The organism is Pseudomonas sp. B20 (genome assembly GCF_020515755.1).
GTDB classification, from domain to species: domain Bacteria; phylum Pseudomonadota; class Gammaproteobacteria; order Pseudomonadales; family Pseudomonadaceae; genus Aquipseudomonas; species Aquipseudomonas syringae.
Genome location: NZ_JAHPJG010000006.1, coordinates 63,852 through 78,258 on the forward strand (window position 1 = coordinate 63,852; position 14,407 = coordinate 78,258).

At 59.5% G+C, this 14,407-nt stretch carries 13 protein-coding genes; 4 read left to right on the forward strand and 9 right to left on the reverse strand.

What is annotated here, in order from left to right; translation table 11 throughout:
* Positions 1–3 precede the first annotated feature (3 nt).
* Both LIX91_RS08280 and sfnG read right to left on the reverse strand, forming a co-directional pair.
* Positions 4–1,596 carry a sensor domain-containing diguanylate cyclase gene (locus LIX91_RS08280; RefSeq protein WP_004410843.1) on the reverse strand — a complete coding sequence of 531 codons (1,593 nt, stop codon included), beginning with the start codon at positions 1,594–1,596 and terminating at the stop codon, positions 4–6.
* 320 nt (positions 1,597–1,916) lie between these two features.
* The gene (sfnG, locus tag LIX91_RS08285; protein WP_046235759.1) at positions 1,917–3,017 is read right to left on the reverse strand and encodes a dimethylsulfone monooxygenase SfnG; all 1,101 of its coding nucleotides are present in this window, start codon (positions 3,015–3,017) and stop codon (positions 1,917–1,919) included.
* A 74-nt stretch (positions 3,018–3,091) separates the two neighbouring features.
* Between sfnG and LIX91_RS08290 the strand changes: the two genes are divergently transcribed.
* The 3 genes from LIX91_RS08290 to LIX91_RS08300 all read left to right on the forward strand — a co-directional run bounded on the left by LIX91_RS08290 (position 3,092) and on the right by LIX91_RS08300 (position 4,919).
* Positions 3,092–3,241 carry a hypothetical protein gene (locus LIX91_RS08290; RefSeq protein ID WP_180301193.1) on the forward strand — a complete coding sequence of 50 codons (150 nt, stop codon included), beginning with the start codon at positions 3,092–3,094 and terminating at the stop codon, positions 3,239–3,241.
* Positions 3,242–3,340: 99 nt separating this feature from the next.
* The gene (locus tag LIX91_RS08295; protein ID WP_004410841.1) at positions 3,341–3,676 is read left to right on the forward strand and encodes a hypothetical protein; all 336 of its coding nucleotides are present in this window, start codon (positions 3,341–3,343) and stop codon (positions 3,674–3,676) included.
* Positions 3,677–3,881: 205 nt separating this feature from the next.
* Positions 3,882–4,919 (forward strand): LLM class flavin-dependent oxidoreductase, encoded by a 1,038-nt coding sequence (locus tag LIX91_RS08300; protein WP_004412651.1) that lies wholly within the window; start codon positions 3,882–3,884, stop codon positions 4,917–4,919.
* A gap of 524 nt (positions 4,920–5,443) precedes the next feature.
* On the opposite strand, the gene LIX91_RS08305 is transcribed toward LIX91_RS08300, so the two are convergent.
* From LIX91_RS08305 to glnT, 5 genes are all read right to left on the reverse strand, one after another.
* Entirely contained in the window at positions 5,444–6,769 is a 1,326-nt protein-coding gene (locus LIX91_RS08305; protein WP_226488324.1) for an ammonium transporter, read from the reverse strand.
* A 365-nt stretch (positions 6,770–7,134) separates the two neighbouring features.
* A complete protein-coding gene (locus LIX91_RS08310; RefSeq protein ID WP_226488325.1) occupies positions 7,135–8,475 on the reverse strand; it encodes an FMN-binding glutamate synthase family protein in 1,341 nt (446 codons plus the stop codon).
* A 15-nt stretch (positions 8,476–8,490) separates the two neighbouring features.
* The gene (locus tag LIX91_RS08315) at positions 8,491–9,174 is read right to left on the reverse strand and encodes a protein glxC (RefSeq protein WP_046235856.1); all 684 of its coding nucleotides are present in this window, start codon (positions 9,172–9,174) and stop codon (positions 8,491–8,493) included.
* Entirely contained in the window at positions 9,171–10,091 is a 921-nt protein-coding gene (locus tag LIX91_RS08320) for a class II glutamine amidotransferase (RefSeq protein ID WP_004412645.1), read from the reverse strand. The genes LIX91_RS08315 and LIX91_RS08320 overlap by 4 nt, the downstream gene beginning before the upstream one ends.
* Positions 10,092–10,241: 150 nt before the next feature.
* Entirely contained in the window at positions 10,242–11,576 is a 1,335-nt protein-coding gene (glnT, locus tag LIX91_RS08325; RefSeq protein ID WP_004410830.1) for a type III glutamate--ammonia ligase, read from the reverse strand.
* Between the two features lie 288 nt (positions 11,577–11,864).
* On the opposite strand from glnT, the gene LIX91_RS08330 reads away from it, so the two are divergent.
* Positions 11,865–12,470, forward strand: coding sequence for a helix-turn-helix domain-containing protein (locus LIX91_RS08330; protein WP_003423969.1), 606 nt, complete (start codon positions 11,865–11,867; stop codon positions 12,468–12,470).
* 48 nt (positions 12,471–12,518) lie between these two features.
* On the opposite strand, the gene LIX91_RS08335 is transcribed toward LIX91_RS08330, so the two are convergent.
* Both LIX91_RS08335 and LIX91_RS08340 read right to left on the reverse strand, forming a co-directional pair.
* The gene (locus LIX91_RS08335) at positions 12,519–13,685 is read right to left on the reverse strand and encodes a DUF1624 domain-containing protein (protein ID WP_226488326.1); all 1,167 of its coding nucleotides are present in this window, start codon (positions 13,683–13,685) and stop codon (positions 12,519–12,521) included.
* A 154-nt stretch (positions 13,686–13,839) separates the two neighbouring features.
* Complete coding sequence (locus tag LIX91_RS08340) at positions 13,840–14,400, reverse strand: carbonate dehydratase (RefSeq protein WP_003367212.1); 561 nt, start codon at positions 14,398–14,400, stop codon at positions 13,840–13,842.
* Positions 14,401–14,407 lie beyond the last annotated feature (7 nt).

Genomic DNA, 14,407 nt, shown 5'->3' on the forward strand with positions numbered 1-14,407 from the left:
GTGTCAATCCCGCTGGCCCGACCTTGGCTCCGTGTCGGGTTGCTCGTCCGCAGACGCCTTGACGCGGGTCCAGGCCGGTAATGTGCCGGTCGTGATTTCCGAAGCCACATTCACCCGATTGCGACCTTGCGACTTGGCGGCGTACAACGCGCGGTCGGCAAGCTCGATCAGGCTACGCTCATCGAGTTGCCGATCCGTGCCGACGAATGTCGCGACACCGAGGCTGATCGTCACGATGCCAAACGGGCTGGCAGGATGTTCGATCTGCTCGTCACGGATCGCCCGCAGGATATTTTCGGCCACCTGGCGAGCGTTCGACTCGTCAGTACCAGGCAACACCACCGCGATCTCTTCACCGCCATAACGGGCGGCGACGTCACTGGGACGACGAATGAACTGCTCCACCACTCGGGCCAGCGCAATCAGGCATTCGTCACCGGCCAGATGACCGTAATGATCGTTGTAGCGCTTGAAATGATCGGCATCGATCAGAATCAACGACAGCAGGCTGCGCTCGCGTCTGGCGCGCTTGAATTCGACTTCCAGAAACTGATCGAAACGTCTGCGATTGGCCAGCCCGGTGAGTTTGTCTTCAGAGGCGATCAACTCCAGATGCTGGTTCAACCGGATCAAGGCTGCCTGGGAATCGAGCAACTGGTCTTCTGCACGTATGCGGCTGTGAATATGCCCGATCAGACGAACGCCGAGCCCGATCACCAGGCCGAGCAGCACCAGCATGACCAGAATGGACTGCTTGGTCTGGCCCAGCCAGTCGAGCATGGCTTCTTTCTGACCCAGCGCAACCACGGTGACGATCGGGTAGACATCACTGCGTTTGAACGCATAAAAACGCGGGACACCGTCAATCCTGGAAACGAACTGAGCGGTGCCGGACACTTGGCCGCGTTCCGAGGTGAAGATGGGCGTCGATGACAGGTCGCGGCCGATTTCCTGTTCCAGATGGGGATAGCGCACCCGCAATTGTCCGGCTGTCGACGTCAGACTGATAATGCCGGTTCGACCAACCTTGATATCCGAATAGAACTTCAACAGATGATCGACGCCGATGGTCACAACCATCAGCCCGGCAAAACTCGCATCGGGATTATTGATGCGTCTGCTGACCGATATGACCCATTCGCCGGAGGCGCGGCTGCGAATCGTCGGGCCGATGTAAGGGGCTTTGTCAGGCACCTGCAGGTGGTGCTGAAAGAACTGGCGCTGCCCGCTGTTGATTCCTATGACTTTGGGATTGCTCGAGAAGATGCAAATCCCGTCAGCGTTGTACAGCGACACGGTATCGATCTGCGGCAACGCGCCCATTTCACGCGCAATCACCCACCTCAGACGCTCGATCTGTTCAGGCCCGGCGCCGTCCTTTTCGACACGCTCCGTCAGGCCGATCAGCATCAGCTCGCTTTGCTTGAAAATGCCATCCGTGTAGGTACTCAGCGCTCCAGCCAGATTGATCGTGCTGGTCTGGATGTTTTCCAGGGTGTTGCGGCGTGCGGTCCATGCTTGCCAGGCCATCAACATCACCACGCAGGCGCACACTACGAAGATCAGCCATGACGCAAGCCGAAGGTCGCGTTTCAAAACTTGCCTCCACAACAGGTGAGAACCAGTGCATCTGGTTTTTCTGAAAACCGGACCTGATTGCTCAGGGGCCATCGACAATCCTTTCGCTATCAACTGCCATTGTCGGCAAGTGCTCGGCCATACCTGGAAGGCCTGGCATCGATAAAAGCATGCCAGTGAGTGGCATCATAATGCCACGTACAGCGGTATATGGGTTGATCGGGGTTGAACATACGGACGCAGGCGCACACTGGATCACAGTGGCGCCTGATTTTATGGCGGGCTGTAAGCGCGACCGGCTTACAGGGGCAAGGCGGGTTGTCGGCAGTGACCTGGGGTCAAGCCGTCTCGGCGACAGGCTTGCGTTGTGCAGCGGCTTCCAGCTCGCGTACCAGAGGCAACACGTGCTGACCGAAATAGGCGACTTCTTCCTGGAAATGCAGGAACGCGGAAAGGACCAGGTCTACGCCAACGGACTTGAGTTCGACGATGCGCTCGGCAATCTGCCGGGGTGTGCCGATCAGGTTGGTCTTGAAACCATCGTTGTACTGCACCAGATCCTGAAAGGTGGATTTGGCCCAGTTGCCCTCGCCTTCCGGACTCGACTGGCCGGCCTGTTTCGCGGCGTCACCAAAGGCGTTGACGGCTTCCGGGTCAGCCTTGTCGACGATTTCGGCCAGCACGGCGCGTGCCTCCTCTTCGGTATCTCTGGCAATGATGAAGGCATTGACGCCGATCTTCACCGAATGCCCGTTAGCGGCTGCCTTGGCACGAATGTCATCGACCTGGGCCTTGATGCCTTCCACGGTATTGCCGTTGGTGAAATACCAGTCAGACACCCGCGCCGCCATGTCACGCGCGGCCCGCGAGCTGCCACCCTGAAAGATCTCCGGGTGAGGACGCTGGATCGGCTTGGGCTTGAGGGTGTAATCGTGAAAGCGATAGAAATCACCCTTGAAGGTGAAGTTGTCGGTGGTCCAGATTCCCTTGAGCGCGCGAATGAACTCCTCGGAGCGCCGATAACGTTCGTCATGCTCCAGCCAGGGCTCACCGATGGCCTGAAACTCGCCCTTGAACCAGCCGCTGACGATATTCACTGCCACGCGCCCGGCAGTGAGCTGGTCAATGGTCGCCAGTTGCTTAGCGGCTACCGACGGGGTCCATGGACCGGGCAATATCGCGGCGATGACCTTGAGCTTTTCGGTCGCAGCCAACAGCGCGTGGCTGAAAGCTACGGATTCATGCTGGAACTCGGCGCCATAGCCGGCGGTAAAGCGGATTTGCGTCAGCGCGTAGTCGAAGCCGGACTGCTCGGCGATCTGCGCCAATTTGCGGTTGTAGTCGATGGTCCAGCTGGTGCGCTGTTCGATCTTGCTGACGACCAGCCCACCGCTGACGTTCGGAACCCAGTACGCAAATTTTATGGACGATTGGCTCATGTCGGTACTCCTCTGGCTGCAAGCTTCCCGAGCGCATTAAACACAAGGGCCTGCAGATCCATAGAGCAGCAACCGTGCCATTCGATAAAATACAGACAGATCAAGGCGTTGCGACGGCTGATGTGCAGCGTCAACTGTCCGTGCCACGCCAGGGTGTGGAACCACTGTTGCCGGAGCAACAGTTTCAAGGGATTTTTGGCCTGGCGCAGGATGTGATTCGTTAAAAACAAGCCGACGAGAGGCAGCTCGCCCAGCTATCCAGAATCGCGTTGCAGTAGTAAATTTTGGATCCAACGAACCCGCATTCATCCGCAGGAGCACCGATGAAATTGCATGCCTGTTTTCTGGCTTTAATGATCCCTGCCCTGTCGGCGCATGCCGAAGGCAAAACCCTATCCATCCCCCATGATCCGTCCGGTCATCACGCACTGGTAGAAAAAAGCGGAAGCGCAAAGGAACGCGTGGTGATCACCCGGCGTGAAGGCATGCTTGGGGTGATCTACTCCAAGCGGGTCTATAACTGCGCCAACCATACGGTGAACCTGGTCGGCACCGGTTCCACACTGGAAATCATGGAGCAGGCAAAGGCCGTGAGTGGCATGGGTCCGGTGATTCGCGACTCCACAGCTGACTATATCGAATCCGAAGCCTGCAGTTGATCCCGAGCTGATCGAGCCTGTCCCGGCTGAATCCGCAACACCCGAAAGCGCCTCCATGAGGCGCTTTTTTCGTTTATGCCGTTGCGTTTTGCAGCGCGGAGCAGCGCCGCAAAAAACACTTGCACCGAAAGTATTACGGTATACCATCAGACAACAATAACTCATCACGCCGGTGCAGGCGCCAGATTTAAGCGAGGTAAGTGTCATGAAGTTTTCGTTGTTCGTGCACATGGAACGCTGGGATGACAGTGTCAGCCATCGTCAGCTTTTCGAGGACCTGACCGAGCTGACGCTGATGGCCGAGCAAGGTGGCTTCAGCACAGTCTGGATAGGCGAACACCACGCGATGGAATACACCATCTCGCCAAGCCCGATGCCGCTGCTGGCCTATCTGGCGGCCAAAACCACACGCATTCATCTGGGCGCGGGCACCATCATTGCGCCGTTCTGGCATCCATTGCGGGTCGCGGGTGAATGCGCGCTGCTGGACGTGATCAGCAACGGGCGCATGGAAGTCGGCCTGGCACGCGGCGCCTATCAGGTGGAGTTCGACCGCATGGCCGGTGGCATGCCAGCCTCCGAGGGCGGCAAGGCGTTGCGTGAAATGGTACCGGTGGTGCGTGCACTTTGGCAGGGTGACTACGCTCACGATGGCGACATCTGGAAATTCCCGACCTCGACTTCCGTGCCCAAGCCGATCAACACACCGCCGATGTGGATCGCTGCGCGCGACCCCGACTCGCACAATTTCGCCGTGCAGAACGGCTGTAACGTGATGGTTACCCCGTTGATGAAGGGTGACGAAGAAGTTGTCGACCTGAAGAACAAGTTCGACGCCGCGCTGGCCAACAACCCTGACGTGCCCCGCCCGCAGTTGATGGTGCTGCGCCATACGCATGTGCATGCCGCAGATGATCCTGAAGGCTGGAAAGTGGGTGCCACCGCCATCGCGAAGTTCTACCGTACTTTTGACGCGTGGTTTGGCAACAAACAGACGCCGGTCAACGGTTTTCTGGCTCCCAGCCCGGAAGAGAAATTCAAGGAACGTCCGGAGTTCGAGCTGGAGAACATCCGCAAAAACACCATGATCGGTACCCCTGAGGAGATCATTCCGCGCATTCGTCACTATCAGGAGTTGGGTGTCGACGAGTTCAGCTTCTGGTGCGATAACAGCCTGCCCCACGCCGAGAAGAAAAAGTCGCTTGAGCTGTTCATCAAGCATGTGGTGCCAGTGTTTCGTTGAGTGTTGAGATTGCCTGAGAGGCCCAGGAAAATGCTGCTCAGACCATAATATTGATCCTCCACACGCTCTGCACTCATCGTTATGCGCAAGTCCTGGATGCTCCAAGTAAAAGGCTTCCAGGCTTCTGCCCGAAGGGCGTAAGCGAACTTGTTCGCGAAAGCGCGAGTGTAATCGGCAAAAATACGTCGATTGAGAAGCCTTCTTCGCGAACAAGTTCGCTACGGCCTTCGGCCAGAATCAAAAATCACATTGCGACTCTCGTTCCCACGCTCCGCGTGGTAATGCCTTTCGTGACGCTCCGTGTCACACAGCGGTTTTTCTTTTTCAGGTGGATTGGTGGTCGACTCCGGTCACCTTTTCGCCCCTCGGCGAGTCACTTTGACGGGGCCAAAGTGACCGAAGCCCCTGGCTCCGTTTCCGGCCCGACTTCGTCGGGTTGCTTCTCCCTGTCACTAACGTCGCACTCTGCGTCGTCTGTGCCATCGCGATTAAAAGGCGCTTTTACTATGGGCCCGACAGCCCTCTCAATGGTTGTAAGCCCGCTCGTTATGCTCGGCCAGATCCAGGCCCATTTCTTCGACTGACTCGTGAGCCCGCAGGCCGATCAGGGCCTGCACGGCCTTGAGGATGATCCAGCTGACCGCGAAGCAGTAGACCGTGGTGAACAGTACGCCTTTGATCTGGGCAATCACTTGGGCGCCCATGCTGACATCGGGCACCAGACCGCCCAGTGAGGGCACGCAGAACACGCCGGTCAGTACTGCACCGATCATGCCGCCGATGCCGTGCAGGCCGAAGACGTCGAGGCTGTCGTCATAGCCCAGGCGTTTTTTCAGTACGGTTACGCTCAGGTAGCAGAACACGCCGCACAGCACGCCGATGGCCAGTGCTCCGCCGACTCCGACATAGGCACACGCCGGGGTGATACCGACCAGACCCGCCAATGCGCCGCTTGCCAGACCCAGCGCGCTGGGCTTGCCAACCTTGAACCACTCGGTGAACATCCAGCCAAGTATCCCCGCGCACGCCCCCACTTGCGTGTTGAGCATGACGATGCCGGACGTGCCGTTCAGGCCGCCACCGGAACCGATATTGAATCCGAACCAGCCGACCCAGAGCATGGCTGCGCCGGCCATGGTCAGGCTCAGGTTGTGCGCCGGCATCGGGGTGTTCTGATAACCCTTGCGTTTGCCCAGTACCAGACATGCCGCCAGTGCAGCAACACCGGCATTGATGTGCACTGCGGTGCCGCCGGCGAAGTCCAGCACGCCCCAGTTGTGCATCAAGGCGCCGGCGCCACCCCAGACCATATGCGCGACCGGCGCATACACCAGGGTGAACCACAGCGCCATGAACAGCAGCGCCGCAGAGAACTTCATGCGTTCGGCGAAGGCCCCGGCAATCAGCGCCGGGGTGATGATGGCGAAGGTCATCTGAAACGTCACGAATACCCCTTCAGGGATATCGCCGACCAGACTGTCGGGGGTCATGCCAGCCAGAAACGCACGACTCAGACCGCCCACGAAGCTGTTGAAACTCACTTGCCCTTCGACCATGTTGCTGGTGTCCACCACCATGCTGTAGCCATAGATGACCCACAGCACGCCCACGACTCCGGCAATGCCGAAACACTGGGTAAACAGCGATAGCATGTTCTTGGCTCGTACCAGGCCGCCGTAGAACAGCGCCAGCCCCGGAAGGCACATGAACAGCACCAGCACGGCTGCGGTGACCATCCAGGCCGTGCTGCCGGTGTTCAGGACGGGGGCGTCAGTTGCCTGCGCAATCGGAGCAAAGGCGCCGAGCGCGAGTAAAGCGGTAAGGGATTTGCCGTGTAGAAGATTGACCATGTTCAAAGCTCCCGCAAATGAATGGAAAGTGTCTGGCAGCAAGGAAGGTCATTGAGACAGGCGAGGCTCTTCGGCCTCTTGGGGGTCAAGTTCTCGTTGCGCGAATGGCGTTATATATAAGTCCGATGAGCCCGAAAGCGGGGCTTAAACCACTAAGGTTCTCGTTCCCACGCTCCGCGTGGTAATGCGTTTCGTGACGCTCCGCGTCGCACAGTTCTGCGACTCGGTGAGATTCAGACTCGACCTGAGCCACCTTTTCGCCCCTCGGCGACCTACTTTGATGGGGCCAAAGTAGGCAAAGCCCGCCGCTCCGTTTCCGGCCCGACTTCGTCGGGTTCCTTCGCCTTCGAAAGCACGTTATGGCGTCAGTAACCAGAACCAAACCCCGGAATCCAAGACGTCCCGGCCAGGGGCACGCGGGCCATCGCCGCTGATTCGACGGTCAGTGCCACCAGGTCTTCCGGGTCGAGGTTGTGCAGGTGTGATTTACCGCATGCGCGGGCCATGGTCTGGGCTTCGAGGACGAGTACGCGCAGGTAGTTGGCCAGGCGCCGGCCGCCTTCGACCGGGTCGAGACGTTTGGACAGTTCCGGGTCCTGGGTGGTGATGCCCGCCGGGTCGCGGCCGTTTTGCCAGTCGTCGTAGTAACCCGCTGCCGAGCCGATCTTTTTCAGTTCTTCGTCGAGCCGCGGATGGTTGTCACCCAGTGCTATCAGTGCCGCCGTGCCGATCGCCACTGCGTCGGCACCCAACGCCATGGCCTTGGCCACGTCGGCACCGTTGCGGATGCCGCCAGAGACGATCAACTGCACCTTGCGATGCATGCCCATTTCCTGCAGCGCCTGCACGGCCTGTGGGATGGCAGGCAGAATCGGGATGCCGACGTGTTCGATGAACACTTCCTGAGTCGCCGCCGTACCGCCCTGCATGCCGTCGAGGACGATCACGTCGGCGCCGGCTTTTACGGCCAGTTTCACGTCGTAGTAGGGACGGCTGGCACCGATCTTCACGTAGATCGGCTTTTCCCAGTCGGTGATCTCGCGAATCTCGGCAATCTTGATCGCCAGATCGTCCGGGCCGGTCCAGTCCGGGTGACGGCAGGCCGAGCGCTGATCGACACCGACCGGCAAGGTACGCATGCCAGCCACCCGCTCGGTGACTTTCATGCCCAGCAACATGCCACCGCCGCCCGGCTTGGCGCCCTGCCCCAGCACGATCTCGATGGCATCGGCCTTGCGCAGGTCGTCCGGGTTCATGCCATAACGCGATGGCAGGTACTGATAGACCAGATGCTGCGACTGGCCACGCTCTTCCGGGGTCATGCCGCCGTCGCCGGTGGTGGTGCTGGTCCCCGCGATGGTCGCGCCACGGCCCAGTGCTTCCTTGGCGTTGGCCGACAGCGCGCCGAAGCTCATGCCGGCAATGGTTACCGGGATTTTCAGGTACAACGGCTTCTTGGCAAAACGATTGCCGAGCACCACGTCGGTGCCGCACTTCTCGCGGTAGCCTTCCAGCGGGTAGCGCGACACGCTGGCGCCGAGCAGCAACAGGTCGTCGAAGTGCGGCAGCTTGCGCTTGGTGCCGCCACCACGAATGTCGTAGATGCCGGTTTCCGCAGCACGCTGGATTTCCTGAATGGTCAGGCGATCGAAGGTGGCCGACTCGCGCAGGACTGGAGCAGGTTTGTGGCTGATAGGGTCGCTCATGGTAATGCTCCTGGATCAGTACGCGGAGGCGTTATCGACTTTGAAGTTGTAAAGCTGACGGGCCGAGCCGTAGCGTTTGAAATCCGCTGCCTTCTCGTTGAAGCCCGCGCGATTGAGCAACTCCTGCAACTCCTGCAGATGCTCTTCACGCATCTCCTTGGCGATGCAGTCAGAGCCCAGTGACTCGACCTTGCCTTTGACGTAGATCCGCGTTTCATACAGCGAGTCCCCCAGCGCATCACCAGCGTCGCCGCAGACCACCAGCCGACCGGCCTGGCCCATGAAGCAGCTCATGTGGCCGATGCTGCCGCCGACCACGATGTCGATGCCTTTCATGGAAATCCCGCAACGCGCCCCGGCATCGCCTTCGATTACCAGCAAGCCGCCATGTGCCGTTGCGCCGGCCGCCTGCGAGGCGCTGCCCTTGACCCGCACAGCGCCGGACATCATGTTTTCCGCGCAGCCGACACCGACGTTGCCGTGCACGGTGATCGACGCTTTCTGGTTCATCCCCGCGCAGTAGTAACCCGCGTGGCCCTTAATATCGATGGAGATGGCTTCGTTGACGCCGACCGCCAGGTTGTGTGCGCCATCGGGATGCGTGACCAACCATTCGCGGTCCTGCAATTGCTTGACCTGATCGTGCAGGGCCTGATTGAGATCACGCACGGTGGCGCTGGAAAGATCGACGGTTTTCATGGGCGTGCTCCCTCGGCTGGCTCGCGTTCCCAGATGTACATGGTGGCCGGGACCGGTTCCCAGACCCTGGCGTTCTCGATCCCCGGCAGGCTGGACAGCGCCTGGTATTCCGAGGCCATGGCGACGTAGTCATCGGTTTCGGCAAGGATTGCCGGTTTGCAGGCGATCGGGTCGCGAATCACTGCGAAGCCGTTGCGTGTGCCGATGGCGAAAGTAAAGAAGCCATCGAGGTCTTCGAGCGACTTGTCGAGCGCCTGTTTCAGGCTGTCGCCCTGTTGCAGACGCCAGGCCAGATACCCCGCCGCCACTTCGGTGTCGTTGTCGGTCTCGAAGTGAATGCCTTCGCGGCGCAGGTTCTGGCGCAGACGAAAGTGATTGGACAGCGAGCCGTTGTGCACCAGGCACAGGTCGGAGCCCGTGGAGAACGGGTGACTGCCTTCCATGGTCACGGCGCTTTCGGTGGCCATGCGCGTGTGGCCGATGATGTGACTGCCTTTCATGGACGCCAGACCGAAGCGTTCGGAAATCTCCCGCGGCAGGCCCATGCCCTTGAGGATCTCGATGCTCTGCCCGGCACTCATGATGCGCACGCTCGGTGCCAGCTCCGCCAGCGCGGTACGCACCGGGGCTTCTTCTGCCTGAATCTTCAAGACCACAGCGCTGGCGTTCTGAAACCAGTCCAGCGGCGCGCTCAACCTGTCTTGCAGCGCCGCGATCAACGCAGTGAAATCATACTGTTCGGTGGTGGCCTGCAAGGTCAGCTTGACCCAGCCCTGCGCCACTTCATCGCCATAGATGGCGAACCCGGCACTGTCCGGTCCGCGGTCGGTCATGGCTTCGAGCATCGGCTCGAACAACTTGCCGAGTTGCGACTCCAGCGCCGGGTTTTTCAGATACAAACCAACGATTCCGCACATAAGCCTCACCTTGTTCGGGAGCGGCAAGCTTTTAGCTGCAAGCTGCAAGCTAAAAACCAACCGCGTAGACAGAGAAATCAAACACGCCGCAATCCGCTTCTTCTTGCAGCTTGCCGCTTGAAACTTGCAGCTGCTCTCTGAAACTTGCCGCTAGAAAAACTCGATATAGCGTTTCACTTCCCAGTCGCTCACGTGGCGGCTGTATTCCACCCACTCCATGCGCTTGAGGCGGATGAATTCATCGACAATCTCGCTGCCCAGCACTTCGCCAAACAATGGGTCGGCCTGCAGCGCGTCGCAGGCTTCGTTGAGCGACTGCGGCAGGGTCTTGATGCCCCGTGCGGCAATCTCTTCGAGGCTCAATGTGTAGAGGTTCTCGTTGCAGACGTGATCGATCTCCAGTTGCCGGTCGATACCGTCCAGGCCTGCGGCAATGATTGCGGCGCTGACCAGATACGGATTGCACCCGGCGTCGGGCAGACGAAACTCCAGACGGCCATAAGGCACGCGCACCATCGCCGAGCGGTTGTTGGCACCGAAGGCAATAAACGCCGGGGCCCAGGTGGCGCCCGAGAGTGAATTGCCGACCACCAGGCGTTTGTAGGAGTTGACCGTGGGTGCGGCAAAGGCACACAGCGCAGGCCCGTGAGCCAGCAGGCCCGCGGCGAAGTGATAGGCCAGTTTCGACAACCCCATGCCGCTCGGATCGCTGGCATCGTGGAACAGGTTCTTGTTGCTGGCACTGGCGATCGACAGGTGAAAGTGCATGCCATTGCCGGCACGTTTGGGATCAGGCTTGGGCATGAACGAGCAGATCATGCCCATGTCATTGGCGATCTCTCCGGCGGCCATGCGGAAGAAGGTGAAACGGTCAGCCGATTCCATGGCCTCGCTGTAGGTGTAATTGATCTCGAACTGGCCGTTGGCGTCTTCATGATCGATCTGATAAATATCGAAACCCACCGGCTGCAGTGCCTCGGTCAGGCGCTCGAGAAACGCGCGAGAGCGCGACAGCCCCTTGTAGTCGTAGCAGGGCTTGTCGAGGTTATCGCTGGCATCGACCATCTGCAGACTGCCGGTGACGTCGCGCTTGAACAGACTGAACTCGGGCTCCAGGCCGGTATTGAGGGTCCAACCGCGCTGGCTGAGGCGTTCGACCTGCTGCTGCAACACGTAGCGGCTGTCATAGGGCCAGGGTTTGCCATCCACATGGCCGATGCACACCACACGTCCATAGCCCGGCTGCCACGGCACCGGGGTCAGCGACGACAGATCACCCCTGGCCATGAAATCCGGCCCGTGAGGCTCCATACCCATGCCGCAAATCGCGAAACCGGCAAACCCGGCGCCGTCCTCTGCAACCATTTCCAGACCTGTCACAGGAACCGATTTGGTCTTGGCCGAACCATGAATGTCGACGAACTGAGCCAGTACGTACTTGATGCCGTGCTGTTCGATCAGACGCTGTGTTTCGGGTGGCAACATGGGGCGTGTCTCCTGGCAAAAGCAAAACGTTTCAGGGAAGGGCCGCTGTTCACTGCCTTTCGGGATATATTCCGAACAGGAAAGTTACTTTCCCTTTAGGAATGCAAGGCGCTTGCCAGTTTGGTATGCCAGTTAAACGAAGTGACTCGGGAGGGGTAATTCGGCTGTTTATATGGGAAACTCGTTTTCCCTGTGGGAATAATCTGCAACCCGGCCACACCGCGGCCAGGCGAAACGCACATTCCCAGTGCGAAATAAAAATTATTGAACGGAAACCGTGCAAAGCCGATGAACATGCCGACCGACCCTCATCCGAAATTGAAGCTCGAGCAGTACCTGGGCATTCAGATCAAGCGTCAGCGCCAGGCTCAGGAACTGAAGCTCGCCGACGTGGCGCGCATCGCCGGTATCAGCCAGGGCATGCTGAGCAAGATCGAGAACGCGCAGGTCTCGACCAGCCTCGACAACCTCAGCCGCCTGTGCGACGTGCTGGGCATGCCCATGTCCAAACTTTTCAGCCAGTACGACCAGCAAGGCAGCAGCGCCCTGCTGGTGAAGGCCGATGAAGGACTCGAAGTGGTGAGGCGCGGCACCGAGAAAGGCCACACCTATCACCTGCTCAACCATACCCGTGGGCCGAAGAAGAGTTTCGAGGCGTACATGGTGACGATGGACGATGCCAGCGAAGAGTTTCCGACCTTCTCACACCCCGGCACGGAGTTTCTGCACCTGCTGGAAGGCGAGCTGATCTACCGCCACGGCAACCAGCTGTATCCGATGCAGGCCGGTGACAGCCTGACCTTCGATGGCGACATCCCCCATGGCCCCGAGCAACTGGTGCAGGTGCCGATCAAACTGCTGTCGATCATGAATTACGGGGCGCACGGAGATTGACGCCAGGCGAGACGCGGTACGCCAGCAGGCGCACCGCTGTTGCCGGGACTAGAAGTATTTCAGCCAGCTGATATCCCGACGACGGGCCTTGAGCGCGGCGAACCAGCGCACCGCCGGGAACAGCAGCACGGCCAGTACCACCGAGGTCAGCCAGACGCCCCAAATGTGGTCGAAACCGAAGTACGTGCCCTGATTGGTGCCCCAGATCGCCAAGGCAATCAGGTACAGAATTTTCAGCACGTAAAGGTGCAGCAGGTAGAAAAACATCGGCGCCGAACCGAGCACCACCAGCGGCCGCAACGCGCTTTTTTCCTGACCGCGTTCGAAGGCGATGAGGATCAGCAGACCAATCCCCAGCGTCAGACAGATGAACAGCAGCGACGGCGGGTATTTGGTGATGTTGAAGAAGCTCATGACCGTCTGTACGCCGGTATCGCCGACGCTCCACGGCTTTTCGCCGTAGCCGTTGATCAGGCGCAGGACCACGAAGCCCAGCAGCGCCCCTGCCCCACACTTCCACAGGTTCGCACGGCGTTTCGCCGCGTCGTAGCTGCTTGAGAACCAGGGGCCTGCGGCGTAGCCCAGTGCGATGATGCCGATCCACGGCAACAACGGATACGAGGTGCGCAAGCGCAGGCTATCGGAAGCCTCGATCCAGCCACGGTCGTGCAGGATCGCCCACGGCACGTGCATGGCCGACTCGACACCGAAATGCACGGTGTCCAGCAGGTTATGCCCGGCAATGATCACCACACCGATGACCACCAGCGCCCAGCGCGGCAGAAACACCATCAACGACAGCGCGACCATGCTCAGGCCGATGGCCCAGATCACTTGCAGGTAGATGATGGTCGGCGGGAACTGGAAGGTCCAGGCAAAGCTCACCAGGGTGAACTCCAGCGCAATCAGAAACAGACCGCGCTTGAGCAGGAACGCCGCAACGTCGCTTTTGCCCTGGTGTTTCTCGCCATAGAGGAACGCCGAAAGCCCGGTCAGCAGGACGAACAGTGGCGCACACAAATGCGCCAGCGTCCGGCTGAAAAACAGCTCGGGCGCGGTGGTGGCGACGTCCATCGGGTCGATGACCTGGTGGTGCATGAAGAACGTTTCGCGGACATGGTCCAGCAACATGAAGAGAATGATCAGCCCGCGCAGAGCATCGATCGAGCGCAGCCGTGATGCGGGTGCCCGGGTTGAGTGAACAGCTGTTGTCATGAAAAGTCCAAGGTCCGTGATGGGGGGCTAATGGCTTGTAGCTGCAAGCTGCAAGCTGCAAGCTGCAAGTGGAAAGCTGCAAGTGGAAAGCTTCAAGCTTTTAGCCTCTAGCTTGCAGCTTATAACTTGCCGCTTGCCGCTGGCGCGCAGCGCTTCAAAACTCGTTCTGAAGCGCCTTGTAGCCGCGCACCAGATCAATATTGGTGTGCGCCACATCTTCGGAAAATTCCGAAGCCGAAATGCTCACCGGTGGAAATTGCGAAAGGTCAGTGCCCGGCCCGATCCGGGTGGTGGACGGCACGTAGAAGTGCTCCGGCAAATCGCGACCGTCGACCACCGAGTTGTGCCTGACCACGCTGCCGTTGCCGACCTGGCAATTGAACAACACGCTATTGAAACCGATGAACACGCGATCTCCGACCATGCAAGGTCCGTGCACGATGGAGCGGTGGGCGATCGAGGTGAACTCGCCGATGGTGACAGCAGCACCTGATTTCGAGTGGATCACCACGCCATCCTGAATGTTGGAATTGGCACCGATGACGATCGGTTCCATGTCTCCGGTGGCATCGACCTCGTCGGCGCGGATCACAGCGTAGGGCCCGACAAACACGTTGTCCTTGATGATCACCTTGCCGCAGATGATCGCGGTTTTATCGATGTAGGCGGACTCGGCAATGACCGGCAGATGGCCGGAAGGATTTTTACGGATCACGGAATGA